Origin of the sequence: Thiothrix nivea DSM 5205 (assembly GCF_000260135.1) — a bacterium.
Taxonomy (GTDB): Bacteria; Pseudomonadota; Gammaproteobacteria; order Thiotrichales; family Thiotrichaceae; genus Thiothrix; species Thiothrix nivea.
The window spans coordinates 2,787,452-2,805,342 of sequence record NZ_JH651384.1 but is presented as its reverse complement, the minus strand read 5'-3'; the positions used below and the strand labels follow the sequence as shown (position 1 = coordinate 2,805,342).

The following is a 17,891-nucleotide window of genomic DNA, read 5'->3' as shown; positions in this document are numbered from 1 at the left end:
CATCATACGGCTTTCCAGCACCGGATACACGTTAATTTCCGGCAATCCAGGCGAGGCTTTTCTGGCATGTTTGAACCGCTGTTTTCCCCCGCATTGCAGCACTACCCGGTGGATTATGCGCAAGCCCGCGCCAACTTTCTGGCCGCCCTGCAACAGCAGGTTTGCCCGCTGGCGCACGAGGCCATCCAGCATCCTGCGGTTGGCGTCCATGGGGAGGCGTTGTTTACCGATATTGCTTGGCTGGGTGATGCAAACGCTGCCAATGTGCTGGTGTTGGTTTCCGCTACCCATGGCGTGGAAGGCTTTGCCGGTTCCGCCGTCCAGCACGATACCCTGCTGCAACTGACGCAAACTGAATTACCTGCGGAGATGGCGGTGGTGGTGATCCACGCGCTGAATCCGTGGGGATTCTCCCATCAGCGGCGGGTAAACGAAACTGGCGTGGATTTGAACCGCAATAGCATGGATTTTAGTCAGCCGTTGCCGGAAACCGCTGACTACGCCTTGCTGGCCGACCTGATCCTGCCGCCGGATGGCGATTGGCAAACCGCCAACCAGCGCTTGCAGGCATACGCCACCGAGTGGGGTGAACAGCGTTTGCGGCAAGCCATTACCCGTGGGCAATACAATCACCCCGACGGATTGTTTTACGGTGGCAACGCCCCCAGCTTTTCCTGCCAACTGGTCGGGCGCAAGCTGGCGGAATGGCGGCTGGAGCAGCGCCAAGTACTGGTGCTTGACCTGCACACCGGCCTCGGCCCCTTCGGCCACGGCGAACTGATCTGCGACCATCCGGCGGATAGCCCCGCCAGCCGCAAGGCGCGTGACTGGTTTGGCCATCTGGTTTCGATTCCGGAAACGGGCGATTCCTGTTCCATCCCGCTGACCGGGCTAATGGATTACCTGTGGCATGACGCCATGCGTGCCGACGGCATGTACCTGACGCTGGAATACGGCACATACCCCGTCATGCGGATGCTGGAAGTATTGCGCCACGACCACTGGTTGTACGCGCAAGGCGAGCCGGATTTCACCTCGACGCAAGCGCAAACCATCCGCGCCGAACTACGCGAGTTCTTCAACCCTGACTCGGCCTTGTGGCGGGAATGCGTGCTGCTGCGGGCGCGCCAGGTCATCCGCACCGGCTGGCAACGTTTGCTGGGTAAGGGTACTGCTGCATGAATGACACCCTGATCCGCCCTGCCGCCACTGCTGACCTGCCCGCGCTGCTGGAACTGGAAAACGCCAGTTTCGACACTGACCGCCTGAGCCGCCGCAGCTTCCGCCATTTCCTGCAACAGGGGCAGAATTGCTTCCTAGTGGCGGAACTGGAGCAGAAAACCGCTGGCTACATCCTGGTGCTGCTGCACCGGGGCACGCATCTGGCACGGATTTATTCCATCGCGGTGAACAGCGACCTGCGCGGGCGCGGCATTGCCCGCAGCCTGATCGAGCGCGCCGAAAAGTTCTGCGCCGACCACGGGCGCGTCAGTATGCGGCTGGAAGTGCGTAAGGATAACGCCCGCGCCATCCGTCTGTACGAACAGCTGGGCTACCATCCGTTTGGCGAATACAAGGATTATTACGAAGACCACGCCGACGCCCTACGGCTGCAAAAGCGCATCCTCTCCCCCACCGCCCAGACTACCCATGCCGATGTGCCTTATTACCCTCAGCACACCGATTTCACCTGCGGCCCGGCGGCGCTGATGATGGCGATGGCTTCCCTCAACCCCGCCACGGCGCTGACCATGAACGAGGAACTGGGCATCTGGCGCGAAGCCACCACCATTTACATGATGGCCGGGCATGGCGGCTGTAGCCCGGTGGGGCTGGCACTGGCGGCGCTACGGCGGGGTTTCCGCGCCGACATCTGGCTGTCGTCGACGGATACCCCATTCATCGACTCGGTGCGGGATGAGGAAAAGAAACAGGTGATTGAGCTGGTGCACCAGGATTTCCTGCAACAGCTGGCAACACACCAAGCCCCGGTGCATTATACCAATATTACCCAGGAAGACCTGGAAACGGCGCTGGAACAGGGCAAAGCGCCACTGGTGCTGATCAGCACCTACCGCTTTGACCACAAGAAAACACCCCATTGGGTGGTGGTAACGGCACTGGATGAGCGTTTCATCTATATCCATGACCCGTATATCAATGAAACCGACTACCGCTTTGCGCTGGATAACCAGTACCTGCCGATTAGCCGCAACGATTTTGACAAGATGTCACAGTTCGGGCAATCACGCCTGCGCACGGCGGTTATCGTTGGCCTGCGCTGATTGAAGTTTACCGTTGACGGTTTCTTCCGCGAAATAGAGGTACAGGAGGTGCAAAGGGGTAGTTTGCAACGCCCCCGCCAGACGGATCAGGGTGGAAAGCTTGGCATCATGGATTTCTGCATCCAGCAGACGATACCAAGTCTGGCGGGAAATATCCGCCCGCCGCGCCGCTTCCGATTTGGTAAGGCCAAGGCTTCTGACGCGCTGCTTAAGGTAACTGGCGAGATCTTTTGCTGACATGAATGCCCTCTGTTGGTGGTTTTTTATGGGAAACTCCCGTCGGGTATGTCGCAAGCTATCAGCAAAACGTTCAAATAAAATAGAATTGCTTACGTAACGTCCGAAACTTCCCGGCATAGCTGAACACCTGCCCCAGCCATGGATGCGTCAGCCTGAAATCCATCGCAAACCCGCCCTCGTCCAACGCGGTTTCGACAATGGTGGTATGCCCCAGCACCAGCCATTCGGGAATCGGGATCAGCAAGCCGCCCAGCTTCAGCACCAGATGCCTGCCGCTATAATGCAGCTTGCCATCCTTTACTGCCACTGCCATGCGTAACCCCATGAGCGGGCTGACGTATTCGATGATTTCATTGCCACCCGCATACACCCAGTGGCTGTTGAAGAAAATGGCTTTGCCGTTGGGGAAAGTGATGGTGCGTTTCCAGCGTTGGGTTTCGCCTTCCATCCACTTTTTCACCGTGGTCGGCACGGCCTTGCCACGCCGGTTGACCAGTGCGCCCAGTAGCCGCAGGAAACTGAGGTAGGGTTGCATGAAGCCGGGGTAATCAATATCCAGCGCCCCAACATCGCGGTTGTCACCATGCTGGTAATGTGCCTGCAAACCGGGGGGCAATTGTTCCCATTGCGCGCCCAGCGCTTTCTGCATCAAGGGTATATTATCCATGTCAGCCTCCGAAACTGGATTTAAAAACCATCAGTAGTACCACCGCCAGCATCGCTGCGAATGCAGGCACGCCCAGCCAGAACCATACCCGCGCATACCGCCAGTATTGTGCAGGCAAATCCTGTTGGGAAATGAACGCAGCCATCGCAAGCTCACGCATCCTGATTTGCAGCCACACCACCGGCAACCAGCATATGCCCGCCAGAACGTACAGGCTCAGGCTGATGGCAATCCACGGCGTCGCCAGTGGCAAGCCCAGCAGATACACCATCCACAAGCCGCTGATGGGCTGGAAAATCACCGTCGGCGTGGTGAACAGCCAATCGGCCAGCACCACATGCCGGTTGGTGACGGCGATATGCGCCACGTTGCCGCTACGGTCTGCCATCCACTTGTAGAACGCACTGCCAAGGCCAGTACCGAACAACAGTACCATGCTGAGGATGTGCAGGTATTTTAGGGTCAGGTAGGTCATGGCGCCTCCTCCACACTCAGTGGCATACGCCCGAGAAATTCGGCTAGCAGTTGCACATCAGCAGTATTACCCCGCTGCAACATGCGCAGGTTATCCGGGTGCAGCATTGGCACGATAAACCTGCCCACATGAGCTGCCGCCATGATCAGCTTGGATGGAATGGGCATGGTCAGCGCAGGCTGTTTCCCCACGTCCCTACGCATGGATTGCAGCCAGTCAACAAAGGTCAGCGGGTAAGCGCCGACCACATCCAGCGTGCGCCGCGCTGAAGCCGCTTGCAGGCATTGCAGCACGGTTGCTACCACATCGCTGACATGCACTGGCTGGATACGTTGTTTGCCATCCCCCACCAGCGGCATGAGCGGCAGGCTGGCCATGCAACGGAACAGCGCCGCGCTTTTGCCGCCTTCCCCGTACACCAGTGATGGGCGCAATATGAACCATTCCAGCGGCAGGCTGCGCAACACATCATCCGCCGCTTTCTTGCTCAACTGGTAGGGGGTAAAGGCTTGCCCGTCAGCGCCCAGCGCAGAAATCTGCACCACGCGCGGCACGCCCGCCATCACACAAGCACGGAACAAGGCGGCAGGGGCACGGTAATGCAACGCCCCAAAGGTTTGCCCGCGTGTTTCCGCAATAATGCCGACGCTGTTGATGACAGCATCAATACCGTGTAGGTGGGGGAGCCAGTCTTCCGGCGTCAACATCCGCTGGAAATCGACACCATATCGGCGGGAGACAGGCTGGGCTTCGTGCCCGGCCTGTTCCAGCGCCCGCAGGATATGCCCACCGATGAAGCCGCTTGCGCCCGTCAGCAGTATGTTCATGAATGCTCCTCAAGTGATTTGATGGAGCAAGCATAGAGGGGAAGGCTGGGGCGAAACTTCCGTTTTGATCGATCAGGAACAGATTCCTGTTACGGAATGATCATTCCGGATAAGCCCGGTTGTTGATCTTGCGGAACTGCCCCGGCGTCATCCCGGTCATTTCGCGGAAAGCCTGATAGAAGTTCGACTGCGAGGTAAAGCCCACGCTCATGCCCACCGATAGCACCGAGGCGGAAGGCTCTTCCAGCAGCATATCTTCTGCCGCCTCCACCCGGAATTCACGCACGTAACGGGAAAAACCCTTACCCAACCGGGTATTGAGCAGCTCTGACAGCTGGTGACTGGAAAGGCCGATCTGTTCGGCGAGACTGGGCAGGTCGAGGTTGGGGTTACGGAACAGCTCATGTTCCTGCATCAAACCCTCCACTTCCGCCAGCATCGCGTCACAGTCGACGTTGTTGAGGGTGGAAACCGCATAGGTTTCGCGCGCAGCCTCGCTAACATCGGTCGGCAGTTGCGGGGCAATGCCGAGCGCAATATTGACCAGCAGGAAAGCAAAACCGATAGCACTGGCGTACAGCATGAAAAAGGTGCTTTCCGGCAGCGACGGCAAACCAAGCCCCAGCAGCATCACCAACAGCGCGGTCACAAACACCACGCCAAGCATGGCCAACTCCAGCCGGAACCGGCTGCGCTGCCCGCGCAGGGCATAAACACTGTGCGCCAGCCACAACAAATAACCTGCACCCAGCGCAAATGCCAACGGCAAAGCCAGCTTGAAAGGCAGGAATGACGCCACCAACACCGGCAACAGGTGCAATAGCTGTGGGAGCATCCGCCCGGTTTCTGCCTTTAACAGGGGTTTGCTGAACAGGTAAAAAGCGGGGGCAACGGCAAACAACAGTACCTGATAATGCCCGTTATGGAGGGTATCCACCCCGTATTGCAGCCAGAAAAAATGCGCCAGTTGCAAGCTGGCCAGCACGATAAGCAGGATAATTCCCATCGCCTGGGCAAAGGGCTGGTCTTTATAATTCTCGCAGCGGAAATGGGCTACCCCGATAGAGAAGGCGCTGAATACCGAAAAGCCGATCAGCAAAATGGCAAGTGTGTGCATAAATTTCAGTGCTGGTCGCCAGGGCGGCAAGCAGCATTGGCCTTGATCAGGGCGTTGATTTGCTCCTTGCTCAGCTTGCCTTTGGAAGTCATGGCTTCTTTGGCGATTTCCTGAACACTTTTGCTATCGGCCTCCTTGGTTGGCGGGGCTTCACTGCAAGCGGCAAACAGGCTGGCGGTCAGGAAAAGGCTCGCAGCGGTGGCCGCGTGGGGGTGTGCTTTATTCACGGGTGTAGCCTCAAAGATAGTGGAATGCGTTATCAATAACACATCCCACCCTTTGGGCGTACATAGAATATGCCAATGTTGCTACTTATAGCCGATAGACGGGCACGGTCACTGGTTACCACCAGCGCTTATTGCTTGGCTCCGCAGCTACCGTCTTTTTTCGCCCCGCAGGTAGCATCCTTTTTAGCGCCACAACTGCCGTCCTTATTGGCTCCGCAGCTGCCATCCTTCTTGGCCCCACAGCTGCCATCCTTTTTCGCGCCACATTTGCCATCAGCCGGTTTTGCGGCAGTGCTTGCGCCATCATCGGATTTGACTGGGGTATGGTTGCAGGCACTCAGGGTAGAGCCAGCGACCAGGATCGCGCCTACAGACAGTGCCAGACTCAGGTTACGTTTTTGCATCGTTACACTCCTCGTGTTGTTGGTTGGAACTATCATTGGATACGTAAAACAATCACACTTTGGATGCACCCAAGATAACAAATTGTGTTTTCAGCTGTGCAAGAATTTGCTGGCCGAACTGCAAAACCTGTGCGGGATCAGGATGCTGCATGTCTTCCGCCAACCGGGCAATGGCTGCGCGGGCATTCAAGCCTTCCTCCAACAACTGCACCAGCCGGGCAGTGGGGGCATTGAGGCTGACAAACTGGATTTTGCCATCCTGATCACGTAACAACACCAGATGGGTCAGTTCCGGTTCGGTCGGCAGGTAATCAGGGCTGATCAGGTGTACCGGGTATTGGTAGCTTTGTAGCAGCATGACCGGGTTCAAGACTGGCGTGCCTTCCAGCAAGTCACCCGCCAGGTCAATGCCTTCCCAGTTGATTTCGGTTGCATCCACGGAAAGCGGCACTTCCACCCATTCGTAATGCGCCAGCTCCAGCAGGAAGGGGTAGCGTTCGCTGAGCGCTATCGATGCAAACCGTGTAGTGAGCCATTCCACAAACTCGGCAGGAATCTCGCGGAAGAATGGCGACTGGCAGGCGTGTTCGGCGTAAAACTGCCGCACCAGCGCATTCCACTGCTCATCATCCAGAATCCGTCGCAACACCGGGAAGCAGCCGCTGAGGAAATCTTCCACGTTATTGAACAGCAGCTCGACGTAGACACCTGCCCGTTCTGCATCCACGCCTTGCGGGACTGGGTTGGCCTCCGGGTCGCGCAGGTGGGCGGCGAAAGCACGCTGGAAAATTTCGGTCGCATTCATGCGGCATGTTTCCGTTGCAGGCTGGCGATTTGCTCGACTTCGGGAACCAGTTCCGCCAGCGGGGGGATGTTGAAATCGCGTTCCAACAGGGTGGGGAACACACCGAAATGCTGGTAGGTGAAATCCAGCAGCTCCCACACCGGGTCGATGACCGCTGCACTGTGGGTGTCGATCAGCAGGTCGGGCTTTTCTGCGTAATGGCCAGCCATGTGCATGTACACCACCCGCTCTTTGGGCAGCTTCAGCAGGAATTCGCGTGGGTCGTAGGCATGGTTGACGCTATTGACGTAAACGTTGTTCACGTCCAAATGCAGCAGGCAGTCGGCCTCTTCCAGTACCGCGTTGATGAAGGTGGCTTCATCCATCTCGCTGATGGGGGCTTGCATGTAGAAGGAGGCGTTTTCGATGCCGATCGGTTGCCCCAGAACATCTTGTGCCTGGCAGATGCGGTTGACGACGTGTTTCACCGCGTCTTCGGTAAACGGGATGGGCAACAGGTCGTACAAGTGCCCGTGGTCGGAACACCACGATAAATGCTCGGTATAGAGTGGAATGTTGTGTTCGCGCAGAAAGATTTTGATGTTGCCAAGCAATTCCGTATCCAGCGGCGTCAAGCCGCCTAGTGATAACGACAAGCCGTGGCAGGCAAACGGGTAACGTTCGGTGAACGCACGCAGGCGCCGGCTGCTGTGTTTGTCCGTCCCGATCCAGTTTTCCGGGGCAATTTCAAAGAAGTCGATGCAGTCTGGAACCCGCTCTTCCAACGCAACCAGCAGGTCGCGCCGGAAGCCGAGTCCTGCACCGTGGAGTGCAGGCACGGGCATGGCTTACTTTTTCTCTTCAGCCGGTTTTTCTTCAGCCGCAGGCTTGCTGGTATCGTCAGTCTTGGCCGCGCCGCAGGTGCCTTCTTTCTTGCCGCCGCATTTACCTTCCATCATTTTGCTGTGCAGGGCTTTGCGTTCGTCAGCGTCCAGCGAGCCATCCTTGCTGGCGTCGGCCTCGTCGAACATTTTTTCATGGTAGGTCATGAACTCTTCCTTGGTGACCATTCCATCTTCGTTGGCGTCGGCAGGGCATTTCATGTCTTCACCATCAGCGCTTTTCATACCAGCGCCGCACTTGCCTTCGCCATCCTTGCTCATGCTCGCGCCGCACTTCATTTCACCCGCCTTGTCGTTATCGGCCAGCTGCATATAACCGCTGTTGAGGGTGCTGGAAGCAAACGGGTTATCCGCGATAGCCTGAGCTGCGCCCAGTGCAATGCCGGTGGTGAAAGTGACGCCCAGTGCAAGTTTCAGGGGTGTTGTGCTCTTCATGCTCTAAATCTCCAGTGTATTTGGTTTGTTTTATGCGCAGTGAAACTGGCATGAAGGATTGTACGCAAAAAGTTTCTGCGTGGATGCAGCAAGTCACTGGTTTCACAAAGCTATCGAAAAAGACAATAATAAACCGGCCTATGTTTGAAAAAATTTTCCGGCATCGCACGGCTGTCATTAACACCGTACCGGTACTGGATTTTCTCCGGTTATCCACAGGCTACACACAAGTTCCTGACAAGATGTTGTGCTTGACCACCCCTAAAAACACATCCTATAGTATTTCTCCAGAAGAAATCTACTTCTGGGGTTACACAAGAACGACCGCCATTGTCAAGCCATTCCGGCCTCACGAGGATAAAAAATGCAAGCCGCCAGCGCACAGGAATTAACACCCGCCACCCATACGCCCATTATGTTCACCATGTCAGATGCCCAACCCTGTTCCTGTAAGGTTATTCGCCGCAATGGCCAGGTAACCGATTTCGACGGCAGCAAAATCCAGGTCGCCATGACCAAGGCTTTCCTCGATGTGGAAGGCAGTCAGGCATCCGGTTCCGCCCGCATCCACGATACGGTGCGCAAACTGACCGCGCAGGTGGTGGATGCATTGTTGCGCCGTACCCCGGAAGGGGGTCTGGTACATATCGAAGACATCCAGGATCAGGTGGAACTGGCACTGATGCGGGCTGGTGAGCACAAGGTGGCGCGCAGTTACGTGCTGTACCGTGCCGAGCGTGCCCGTTTGCGTGCTGAAAAAGAGGCCAAAGCCAAGAAAAAAGGTAAAAAGTCCGAAAACCTTATTCATGTCAAAACGGCCAGTGGCGATCTGAAGCCACTGGACGAAGACCGTTTGCGCCGTATCGTGGTGGAGGCTGTTGAGGGTTTGGAAGGCGTCAACGCCGAGCAGGTGCTGAATGCCGCCATGCGCAACCTGTATGACGGCATTTCCGAGAAGGAAGTGGCGACTGCGCTGGTGATTAGTACCCGTGTCCTGATTGACCGTGACCCCAACTATTCGCATGTTGCTGCCCGCATGTTGCTGGACAGTTTGCGCCGTGAAGTGCTGAGTTTCCTCGAAGGCCAGCCGACCGAAGCCACCCAGGTGGAAATGGTGGCTTTGTACCCGGAAGCCCTCAAGCGTACCATCCTGACTGGGGTGAAAGTTGAGCGTCTGGCGGATGACCTGAAAAACTATGATCTCGACAAGTTGGGAGCGGCGATCAAACCAGAGCGTGATTTACAGTTCACCTACCTCGGCCTGCAAACTTTGTATGACCGTTATTTCCTGCATCACGAAGGCACGCGCTTTGAGCTGCCGCAGGTATTTTTTATGCGCGTGGCGATGGGCTTGGCGATCAATGAGGTGGATCGTGAGGAGCGCGCCATCGAGTTCTACAACATACTGTCCAGCTTCGATTTCATGAGCAGTACGCCGACGCTATTCAATTCTGGCACGCTGCGCCCGCAACTGTCTTCCTGCTATCTGACCACCATTTCCGACGATCTGGATGGCATCTATAACGCGATTAAGGATAACGCACTGCTGTCGAAATACGCGGGCGGTCTGGGCAATGACTGGAGCCGGGTGCGCGGCATGGGCGCGCATATCAAAGGAACCAATGGCAAATCGCAGGGCGTGGTGCCGTTCTTGAAAGTGGCGAATGATACGGCGGTAGCCGTGAATCAGTGTTTTGCGCCGGATACCTGCATCCACACGGCTGACGGCATCAAGGCTATCCGTGAAGTGAAGGCAGGCGACCTGGTGCTGGGCATTAGCGGCACATACCGTGAAGTCAAACGGGCAATGGTTTACAACCAGCATGACGCGATGGTGGCGCTGGATGTGAAACATTCCGTTGAACCCGTGAAAGTCACGGCAGGGCATCCGTTCTATGCTATCCGTGGCGTACCCATGGAGCAAGCCAATAGCCATACTCATGACTGGTTGGCGAAGGGTAAGGTCAAACAGGAGTGGGTCGAAGCTGGCCAATTGCAAAAAGGCGATTATGTCGCCCAAGTGATTCCTACTGAAACCGTTGTGGTGCATGGCTTTGATGCTGACGATGCACGTTTGTACGGCATCTTGCTGGGTGATGGCCATCTTTCCAAAAACGGGACGCAATGGGGCGTATCCGGCAATCCACAACGCGATTCCCACCTGCAATTCGTGCGTGATTATTTGGCTGCGCGTGGCATCCATTGCTGGGAAACGGGGCGCGGCGAAACCTATGCACAAATCCACTGGGCAAGCGGGCGTGGCGCAGTACGTGATGGCACAACCGGGCGTATTGTCGGCGCGGGCGAGGCTACCCTACCATTTACCTACGATGATTTGTACAACACGCAAGGCGAAAAGCGCATTGCCCGCCGTTTCAGCCATTTGCCACGCCCACAGACGTTGGCGCTTTTGCAAGGCTTGCTGGAAATCGACGGCGGCGTCAGTCGGGGCAAAGAAATCTATTTCACCAGCACTTCGCGCCAACTGGCGGAAGGGGTGCGTTACCAATGCCTGCGCCTGGGCGTGCCGACCGCAGGGCAATACCGTGAACGCGACAATACCCATACCGGAACCCGCTCCGATGGTACACAGGTTGAGTTCAACGGCATTACCAAGGTGTTCGATATCCGCATTCCTGCAGTGGCGGAAATTGCCGGATTGATCAATTGTCAGCCAATTGGCAAGCACAATTGGTTGGCTTACAACGGCTGCGTGTTCAGCCGGGTGCGTAGCGTCGAAACCACACCAACCTTGCCGTTTGTATTTGACCTGATTGTAGAAGGCGACGAGTCTTACATGACCACGGCAGCGCTGGTGCACAACGGTGGCAAGCGCAAGGGGGCTGTCTGCGCCTACCTCGAAACCTGGCACATCGACATCGAAGATTTCCTCGAATTGCGCAAAAACACCGGTGACGAGCGCCGCCGTACCCACGACATGAACACCGCCAACTGGATTCCCGACCTGTTCATGAAACGGGTGGCGGAAGAAGGTGAATGGACGCTGTTCTCGCCGGATGATGCGCCCGATCTGCACGACCTGAGCGGCAAGGCGTTTGAAGCCCGTTACGCCGAATACGAAGCCAAAGTGGCGCGCGGCGAAATCAAGCTGCACCGCAAGGTCAAGGCGCTGACCCTGTGGCGCAAGATGCTGGGGATGCTATTTGAAACCGGGCATCCTTGGATCACGTTCAAAGACCCCTGCAACGTGCGTTACACCAACCAGCACGCAGGTGTGGTGCACAGTTCCAACCTCTGTACCGAAATCACCCTGCATACCAATGACAGCGAAATCGCTGTGTGCAACCTTGGTTCCGTCAACCTGCCAGCGCACGTTGTTGACGGCAAGCTGGATGTGGCGAAGCTGGAGCGCACCGTGACCACCGCGATGCGGATGCTGGATAACGTCATCGACTACAACTACTACAGTGTGCCGCAGGCGCGCCGTTCCAACCTGCGCCACCGTCCGGTGGGTTTGGGCATCATGGGTTTCCAGGATGCGCTCTATAAAATGAATCTGGCGTATGCGTCAGCGGAAGCGGTTGAGTTTGCCGACAAAAGCATGGAAGCGGTGTCTTATTTTGCCATCCGCGCCTCCAGTAATATGGCAGCGGAGCGTGGCCGTTACGCCAGCTACGAAGGCTCGTTGTGGAGCAAAGGCATCCTGCCGATCGACTCGCTGGAAATGCTGGGTGAGGCGCGTGGCGAATACTTCATCGTCGACCACACCCAAACCCTGGATTGGGACGGGCTGCGTAACCTGATCAAACAGCAGGGGATGCGCAACTCCAACTGCATGGCGATTGCGCCGACTGCAACCATTTCCAACATCTGTGGCGTGTCGCAATCCATCGAGCCGACTTACCAGAACCTGTTCGTCAAATCCAACCTGTCGGGTGAATTCACCGTTATCAACCCGTATCTGGTGGAAGACCTGAAGCGTCTGGATATGTGGGATGAGGTCATGATGAACGACCTCAAATACTTCGACGGTTCCGTGCAGCCGCTGGATCGTGTGCCGGATGAGATCAAGGCCAAGTACGCCACCGCGTTTGAAATCGACGCCCGCTGGCTGGTCGAAGCTGCCAGTCGCCGCCAGAAGTGGATCGACCAGGGGCAGTCGCTCAACCTGTATATGAAAGAGCCAAACGGCACGAAGCTCGACAACCTGTACAAGCTGGCATGGGTACGCGGGCTGAAAACCACCTATTACCTGCGCACGCTGGGTGCGACTGGCGCGGAAAAAACTTCCAGCGACGAGCCAACCAAGGCTGAAGCAGGAACAGGATTCAAGGCAACAGCTGGCCTGGTATCGGTAGGCTCGGAAGCGCCGAAAGCGTGTTCCCTGCTCGACCCTGACTGCGAAGCTTGCCAATAAGATTTCTGGAGGAACAACAAGATGATGTTAAACTGGGATGACCCACTGGCCGCACCCATACCTCGTGTAAACGGCCACAAACCACAACTTAAAGTCGTTGATGCCGTTGATGAACCTGTTGTGGAGGTAGAAAACCGTGAAATCGTTACTGAAACCCAAGTTGCAGAAAGTACGCCAGCGCAGCCGCAGGCGTCTGCAACGGAGGTAACAGAAGCGGCTTCCCCCCCCCTGGAGGAAGCCGCTACGCAAGCGCCCGCACTACGTCGCGCCCGCCAGCCGCTCACGGATGAAGCCTTCAAACCACAACAGCCGGTACGCGCCGAAGACAAGCGCGTCATCAACGGCAGCGGCGACATCAACCAGCTCGCGCCCTTCAAGTACCCTTGGGCGTGGGAATTTTTCATCAACGCCAACAAGAACCACTGGACGCCGCTCGACATCAACATGGCGCAGGATGTGCATGATTACCACCACAACCTGAAGCCGGAAGAAGTGCATGTGTACGAAAACGTGCTCGCTTATCTGACCACTTCCGACATCCTCGCCATGCGCAATATCGGCTTGGCGGTGATGGAAAAGATGACCGCGCCAGAGCTGCAAATCTACCAGGCACGTCAGGTGTATGAAGAAGCGCTCCATACCTGGACTTACCAGCATTGCATCGAAACCATTGGCCTCGACCAGTCAGAAATCTACAACCGCTACCGTGTGGTGCCAGAAATCAACGGCAAGATTCAGCTGGCCAACCGTCGCCTGAACGATGCCCTGCGTGCCGACATCGACCTGAAGAACCGCGATGATTTGCACGATTTCGTGCTGTCCTACACCTTCTTCGCCGGGATTTTTGAAGGCTGCTGGTTCTACAACGGTTTCTCGCCCATTTTCGCCCTGCAACGCCGTGGCCTGATGAAAGGCACTGCCGAGCAACTGCAATACATCATGCGCGACGAAGTGCTGCATTGCTCCTTCGGCATCCGCGTGGTGCGCCAGATCATGCAGGAAGAAAACGTCAAGCTCGACCCGCAGGCCGTGCGCGACATGTGGGATGAGGCCGAAGCGGCTGAACAGGCTTACGCCAAATTCCTGTTGCCTAATCCGATCCTCGGTTACAACGCGGAAGACCACAGCCAGCAGTTCCGCTTCATCGCTAACCGCCGCGCCCGTCAACTGGGCATGGAAGAACCGTTCCCCGGCGCACAGAATGCCCTGCCTTGGCTGGACGAGCAGTCCAACATGCGCAAGGAAAAGAACTTCTTTGAAACCCGCGTGACCGAGTACCAGACTGGTGGTGCACTGAAGTGGGATTAACACGGCTTGCCGTGGACATTCCCTGATGTTGGCAGCTTGAACCATTGCGCCCGCCCGTGCCGTTGCAGGTAGTGCACGTAGCGGACTTGCTTGAGGAAATCCGGCGCTTCGCTGGTTTTGGCGAAGCAAAACTTTTTTGGCAGCTCGGTGTACAGGTAACGCGGCGGCTTGCCGTAGTGGTAATAACGCTCGATACCCTTGAGCCGGTTGCCGGTGTCAAAGCTGTGGTAGAACACCTCGCGGATGCCCAAATCACGGCGGATCAGGCACAGCGCGGCGGTGAGGATGGCCTCGTCCCACACTTTCGCGTAAGGCTTGAATATTTCACGGTACTTCTGCATGTTTTCCGCGCCGTAGTTCCAGTCCTGTTCGTGATCGGCCACGTTCTTCACCCAGTCGGACTGAAGCTCCTCGATCAGCGCCTGATTGGCGGCGAAATCGAGGTCGATCCGCGCCCATGCCAGCGTTTCCAGTTCGCCATCCTGCCGTACCGGGTGGCCGTGGTAGGAAAACGGGGCGTTGTGTTCTGTCCTGATCAGTTCCTTGAAATGTTTCTGGTGATCGCTGGCAAAGTTCAGTTGCAGCACCAGCTCATAACCGGGGCGCACAATCTGTTTCCAATGGCGGTCTTCCTTGTCATCCGTGCCCCATTCGTCCAAGGTGAGGACGAAATTGAGCGGGGTGTGTTCGCGGTATTTTGCCAGCACCGCCTCCAGATGCCAGATTTCGAGCACGCCGTTGCCTGCCATCGCCAGCGCCTCCATCACAATCGGCTTGTTCAGCAGCTTGGCGTAGGGGGAACGGCGCAATGCACCGACCCCCATGCCGTCACCGATGTAGTCCTTGAGTAGCTGGATGGCGTAGCTGTCGGGTGCGTAGCGGAACACCTTGCGCTTGCCTTCCAGGCATTCGCGGATTAGGTCTACTTGGTGTTTTTCCATGATTTGGCTCCTTGAAGAACCCTCACCCCAACCCCTCTCCCAGAGGGAGAGGGGCTAAGAGAAACCCCCTGTCTTGCTCCCCCCTCTACCTCCGGGAGAGGGGGCTGGGGGGTGAGGGTCTTTAACCTTTCACACAAACAACCTGCTTCAACGTATGTACGACCTCCACCAGGTCGGCCTGGTTCTGCATCACCACGTCGATGTCCTTGTACGCGCCGGGAATTTCATCCACCACGCCCTTGTCCTTGCGGCATTCGATCCCGGCGGTCTGGGCTTCCAGGTCGCGGGTGTTGAAACGCCGTTTGGCTTCGGTGCGGCTCATGCGGCGGCCCGCGCCGTGCGAGCAGGAGCAGAACGATTGCTCGTTACCCAAGCCGCGCACGATGTAGGATTTCGCGCCCATGCTGCCGGGAATGATGCCGAGCTGACCTTGCTGCGCACTGATCGCGCCCTTGCGGGTGACGTACACCTCCGCGCCGAAATGCGTTTCCTGCTGCACGTAGTTGTGGTGGCAGTTGATCGCTTCGCGCGTGGTGGTGAACGTCGGCAGGTGCTGGCAGGTTTGCAGCGCATCCAGCACCAGCCGCATCATTTCGCGGCGGTTGGTCATGGCGTAATCCTGCGCCCAGCCGACCGCTTGCACGTAGTCGTCGAAATGCTGCGTGCCCTCGGTGAAGTAGGCCAGATCCTTGTCCGGTAACTGGCCGAGTTCGCGCCCGACATCCTTTTTGGCCTTTTCGATGAAATAGCGCCCGATGGCGTTGCCGATACCCCGGCTGCCGGAGTGCAGCATCACCCACACGTCATCGCTTTCGTCGATACACAGCTCGATGAAATGGTTGCCGCTGCCGAGCGTACCGAGCTGTTTGCCCCAGGTACGGTGGAAGTTTTTCACCATTTTGATCAACGCCGGGTGCTTGTCGGTGATTGCGTCCAGATGCTTTTCCATGTTTTTCAGGGTCGCACCCTGCGTGGATGGTTTGTCATGCTGGTCGAAACCGGTCGGCACGCGCTGTTCGATCGCGCTGCGGATGCTGTACAGGTTGTCCGGCAGGTCGCTGGCCTTGAGCGACAGGCGCACGGCGTTCATTCCGCAGCCAATATCCACTCCGACCGCTGCCGGGATGATGGCTCCACGGGTGGGGATCACTGACCCCACGGTTGCGCCAATGCCTGCGTGCACGTCGGGCATCGCGGCAATGTGGCTGTGAATGAAGGGCAGTTGCGACAGGTTCCCCAGTTGCGTGAGGGAGGCGCTGTCCACGTCGGCGGTAAAAATTTTCACCGGAACCTTGCCCTTGTTGAGCATAAAACTGATAGGCATAAAAAAACCCCGAAGGTTTAAGCCATCCGGGGTTTTCAGGCAGCGCGTGGGCACTGCGGATTGGTTCACACCGGATGACTGGGTAAATCAGTCTCCCGGCGTTGTGCGGGAGACACTAAACTGCTTTGATTCTCCGATTTGTACTTGGCATGTTGTGTGTCTCCGTAGAATGAGGTTGATAATGGGGTGAAAGTGTAACGCCTGGAAAACAAAAGTCAATGGTCAGTTTTTTCGACCGTGAACATGACGCCATCCACCCCGGTGATACGCACCCGCGTGCCGGAAGGCAAATCAGGGCCACGCACCCGCCAGGCGGTATCGCCAACACGCATGGAGCCGCGCCCGTTGATGATGGCTTCCGTCAGGGTGTATTCCTTGCCAATATGGCTGTGCAGGCGGTTGTTGAGGTCGGGCGTGTCGGATTGCACGTTTTCCTCACGGAAGCGTGACTTGCGCCAGCCCAGCACGCTGCCCAGCGATACTACACCGAAGATAATGATTTGCCAGCCGAACGCCAGTGACGGGAACAGCCACAGCGCAATGCCCGCGATAATCGCGCCAAAGCCGAACCACATCACCACCATGGCGGGGGCGAACACCTCCAGCGCCATCAGCAGGAAGCCGAAAATCAGCCAGTGCCAGAATTCAATTTGCAGGTTTTCCATGGCCTTACTTGTCCTTCATCGCTTTCCACAGTTCGTTGATGCTGCCGATGGAACCCATCAGACCGCTGGTGTCCATGGGCATGAAAATGGTTTTCTGCTGGTCGGAATCCGCGAACTTGCCCAAGGCTTCGACGTATTTTTGCGCCACGAAGTAGTTGAGGGCTTGCACATCACCTTGTGCCACGGCGTCGGATACCATCTTGGTGGCTTTCGCTTCCGCCAGCGCTTCCCGTTCGCGCGCTTCGGAACGCAGGAAGGCGGCGGTCTTGGCGCCTTCGGCTTCGAGGATTTGCGCTTCCTTCTTGCCTTGCGCTTCGGTGATCTGGGCGCGCTTTTGGCGTTCGGCGGTCATTTGCAGGTTCATCGCGCGCACCAGTTCGGCAGGCGGCTCGATGTCCTTGATTTCGACGCGCAGCACTTTCACGCCCCAGGCGTTGGTGGCTTCGTCAACGATGGTCAGTACCCGTGCGCCGATTTCGTCACGCTTGCTCAGCAGGTGGTCAAGTTCCATTGAGCCGCACACCGAACGCAGGTTGGTCATGGTCAGGTTGAGGATGGCGTTTTGCAGGTGGGCGACTTCATACGACGCCTTGGCCGGGTCGAACACCTGATAGAACACCACGCCGTCAATGCTGACGTTGGCGTTGTCGGCGGTAATGACCTGCTGCGGCAGGATGTCGAGCACCTGTTCCATCATGTTGACCTTGCGCCCGACCTGATAGATGACCGGCACCAGCAGGCCAAGGCCGGGTTGCAGGGTGTAGACGTATTTACCGAAGCGTTCGACGGTGTAGGCGAAGCCCTGTGGCACCATTTTAACGCCCATGAAGATCAGTGCGGCGATGAACACCAGCACGGCGATGGCGAAGGATGAGAACATGGGAAGCTCCTTGCAGATGTTATGGGTTGTTA

At 57.1% G+C, this 17,891-nt stretch carries 18 protein-coding genes; 4 read left to right on the top strand and 14 right to left on the bottom strand.

What is annotated here, in order from left to right:
* Nucleotides 1–66: 66 nt before the first annotated feature.
* Together THINI_RS14005 and rimI are read left to right on the top strand one after the other, a co-directional pair.
* Nucleotides 67–1,182: a DUF2817 domain-containing protein gene (locus THINI_RS14005; RefSeq protein ID WP_002709227.1), complete on the top strand. Its 1,116-nt coding sequence runs from the start codon at nt 67–69 to the stop codon at nt 1,180–1,182.
* Nucleotides 1,179–2,285 carry a ribosomal protein S18-alanine N-acetyltransferase gene (gene rimI / locus THINI_RS14000; protein WP_002709226.1) on the top strand — a complete coding sequence of 369 codons (1,107 nt, stop codon included), beginning with the start codon at nt 1,179–1,181 and terminating at the stop codon, nt 2,283–2,285. Before THINI_RS14005 ends, rimI begins: the two co-directional genes overlap by 4 nt.
* Here rimI and THINI_RS13995 read toward each other — a convergent pair.
* From THINI_RS13995 to THINI_RS13950, 10 genes are all read right to left on the bottom strand, one after another.
* On the bottom strand, nt 2,247–2,525 hold the full coding sequence (locus THINI_RS13995; RefSeq protein WP_002709225.1) for a helix-turn-helix domain-containing protein: 279 nt from the start codon (nt 2,523–2,525) through the stop codon (nt 2,247–2,249). The two genes, rimI and THINI_RS13995, sit on opposite strands and share 39 nt — an antisense overlap.
* A 70-nt stretch (nt 2,526–2,595) precedes the next feature.
* Nucleotides 2,596–3,192 carry a DUF4166 domain-containing protein gene (locus THINI_RS13990; RefSeq protein ID WP_002709224.1) on the bottom strand — a complete coding sequence of 199 codons (597 nt, stop codon included), beginning with the start codon at nt 3,190–3,192 and terminating at the stop codon, nt 2,596–2,598.
* Nucleotide 3,193: 1 nt separating this feature from the next.
* A complete protein-coding gene (locus THINI_RS13985) occupies nt 3,194–3,667 on the bottom strand; it encodes a DUF2269 family protein (RefSeq protein WP_002709223.1) in 474 nt (157 codons plus the stop codon).
* Nucleotides 3,664–4,494 (bottom strand): NAD-dependent epimerase/dehydratase family protein, encoded by an 831-nt coding sequence (locus THINI_RS13980; protein ID WP_002709222.1) that lies wholly within the window; start codon nt 4,492–4,494, stop codon nt 3,664–3,666. The genes THINI_RS13985 and THINI_RS13980 overlap by 4 nt, the downstream gene beginning before the upstream one ends.
* Before the next feature lie 100 nt (nt 4,495–4,594).
* On the bottom strand, nt 4,595–5,611 hold the full coding sequence (locus THINI_RS13975; RefSeq protein WP_002709221.1) for an AraC family transcriptional regulator: 1,017 nt from the start codon (nt 5,609–5,611) through the stop codon (nt 4,595–4,597).
* A 5-nt stretch (nt 5,612–5,616) separates the two neighbouring features.
* On the bottom strand, nt 5,617–5,838 hold the full coding sequence (locus THINI_RS13970; RefSeq protein ID WP_002709220.1) for a hypothetical protein: 222 nt from the start codon (nt 5,836–5,838) through the stop codon (nt 5,617–5,619).
* Between the two features lie 128 nt (nt 5,839–5,966).
* Complete coding sequence (locus THINI_RS13965) at nt 5,967–6,242, bottom strand: hypothetical protein (protein WP_002709219.1); 276 nt, start codon at nt 6,240–6,242, stop codon at nt 5,967–5,969.
* A gap of 52 nt (nt 6,243–6,294) precedes the next feature.
* Nucleotides 6,295–7,047, bottom strand: a complete 753-nt coding sequence (locus THINI_RS13960; protein ID WP_002709218.1) for an HvfC family RiPP maturation protein — start codon at nt 7,045–7,047, stop codon at nt 6,295–6,297.
* Entirely contained in the window at nt 7,044–7,871 is an 828-nt protein-coding gene (locus THINI_RS13955) for an HvfB family MNIO-type RiPP peptide maturase (protein WP_002709217.1), read from the bottom strand. The genes THINI_RS13960 and THINI_RS13955 overlap by 4 nt, the downstream gene beginning before the upstream one ends.
* Nucleotides 7,872–7,874: 3 nt before the next feature.
* On the bottom strand, nt 7,875–8,363 hold the full coding sequence (locus THINI_RS13950) for an HvfA family oxazolone/thioamide-modified RiPP metallophore (RefSeq protein ID WP_002709216.1): 489 nt from the start codon (nt 8,361–8,363) through the stop codon (nt 7,875–7,877).
* A 415-nt stretch (nt 8,364–8,778) separates the two neighbouring features.
* Here THINI_RS13950 and THINI_RS13945 point away from each other — a divergent pair, with 415 nt between their 5' ends.
* A complete protein-coding gene (locus tag THINI_RS13945; RefSeq protein WP_211207031.1) occupies nt 8,779–12,741 on the top strand; it encodes a ribonucleoside-diphosphate reductase subunit alpha in 3,963 nt (1,320 codons plus the stop codon).
* A 21-nt stretch (nt 12,742–12,762) separates the two neighbouring features.
* Nucleotides 12,763–14,049: a ribonucleotide-diphosphate reductase subunit beta gene (locus THINI_RS13940; RefSeq protein ID WP_002709214.1), complete on the top strand. Its 1,287-nt coding sequence runs from the start codon at nt 12,763–12,765 to the stop codon at nt 14,047–14,049.
* Here the strand turns inward: THINI_RS13940 and THINI_RS13935 are convergent.
* The 4 genes from THINI_RS13935 to THINI_RS13920 form a co-directional block, all read right to left on the bottom strand.
* A complete protein-coding gene (locus THINI_RS13935) occupies nt 14,046–14,990 on the bottom strand; it encodes a hypothetical protein (protein WP_002709213.1) in 945 nt (314 codons plus the stop codon). The genes THINI_RS13940 and THINI_RS13935 overlap by 4 nt on opposite strands.
* 121 nt (nt 14,991–15,111) lie before the next feature.
* The gene (locus THINI_RS13930) at nt 15,112–16,314 is read right to left on the bottom strand and encodes an RtcB family protein (RefSeq protein ID WP_002709212.1); all 1,203 of its coding nucleotides are present in this window, start codon (nt 16,312–16,314) and stop codon (nt 15,112–15,114) included.
* A gap of 215 nt (nt 16,315–16,529) precedes the next feature.
* A complete protein-coding gene (locus tag THINI_RS13925) occupies nt 16,530–16,979 on the bottom strand; it encodes an NfeD family protein (RefSeq protein WP_002709211.1) in 450 nt (149 codons plus the stop codon).
* A gap of 4 nt (nt 16,980–16,983) precedes the next feature.
* Nucleotides 16,984–17,859, bottom strand: a complete 876-nt coding sequence (locus tag THINI_RS13920) for an SPFH domain-containing protein (RefSeq protein WP_002709210.1) — start codon at nt 17,857–17,859, stop codon at nt 16,984–16,986.
* Between the last annotated feature and the right edge of the window lie 32 nt (nt 17,860–17,891).

Excerpts from the sequence above, each read along its gene's own strand:
- THINI_RS13960 (WP_002709218.1), bottom strand. The coding sequence starts at position 7,047 with ATGAATGCGACCGAAATTTTCCAGCGTGCTTTCGCCGCCCACCTGCGC.
- THINI_RS13955 (WP_002709217.1), bottom strand. The coding sequence starts at position 7,871 with ATGCCCGTGCCTGCACTCCACGGTGCAGGACTCGGCTTCCGGCGCGAC.
- THINI_RS13925 (WP_002709211.1), bottom strand. The coding sequence starts at position 16,979 with ATGGAAAACCTGCAAATTGAATTCTGGCACTGGCTGATTTTCGGCTTC.
- THINI_RS13930 (WP_002709212.1), bottom strand. The coding sequence starts at position 16,314 with ATGCCTATCAGTTTTATGCTCAACAAGGGCAAGGTTCCGGTGAAAATT.
- THINI_RS13980 (WP_002709222.1), bottom strand. The coding sequence starts at position 4,494 with ATGAACATACTGCTGACGGGCGCAAGCGGCTTCATCGGTGGGCATATC.
- THINI_RS13965 (WP_002709219.1), bottom strand. The coding sequence starts at position 6,242 with ATGCAAAAACGTAACCTGAGTCTGGCACTGTCTGTAGGCGCGATCCTG.
- THINI_RS13945 (WP_211207031.1), top strand. The coding sequence starts at position 8,779 with ATGTTCACCATGTCAGATGCCCAACCCTGTTCCTGTAAGGTTATTCGC.
- THINI_RS13940 (WP_002709214.1), top strand. The coding sequence starts at position 12,763 with ATGATGTTAAACTGGGATGACCCACTGGCCGCACCCATACCTCGTGTA.
- THINI_RS13935 (WP_002709213.1), bottom strand. The coding sequence starts at position 14,990 with ATGGAAAAACACCAAGTAGACCTAATCCGCGAATGCCTGGAAGGCAAG.
- THINI_RS13995 (WP_002709225.1), bottom strand. The coding sequence starts at position 2,525 with ATGTCAGCAAAAGATCTCGCCAGTTACCTTAAGCAGCGCGTCAGAAGC.
- THINI_RS13990 (WP_002709224.1), bottom strand. The coding sequence starts at position 3,192 with ATGGATAATATACCCTTGATGCAGAAAGCGCTGGGCGCGCAATGGGAA.
- THINI_RS13985 (WP_002709223.1), bottom strand. The coding sequence starts at position 3,667 with ATGACCTACCTGACCCTAAAATACCTGCACATCCTCAGCATGGTACTG.
- THINI_RS13920 (WP_002709210.1), bottom strand. The coding sequence starts at position 17,859 with ATGTTCTCATCCTTCGCCATCGCCGTGCTGGTGTTCATCGCCGCACTG.
- THINI_RS13950 (WP_002709216.1), bottom strand. The coding sequence starts at position 8,363 with ATGAAGAGCACAACACCCCTGAAACTTGCACTGGGCGTCACTTTCACC.
- rimI (WP_002709226.1), top strand. The coding sequence starts at position 1,179 with ATGAATGACACCCTGATCCGCCCTGCCGCCACTGCTGACCTGCCCGCG.
- THINI_RS14005 (WP_002709227.1), top strand. The coding sequence starts at position 67 with ATGTTTGAACCGCTGTTTTCCCCCGCATTGCAGCACTACCCGGTGGAT.
- THINI_RS13975 (WP_002709221.1), bottom strand. The coding sequence starts at position 5,611 with ATGCACACACTTGCCATTTTGCTGATCGGCTTTTCGGTATTCAGCGCC.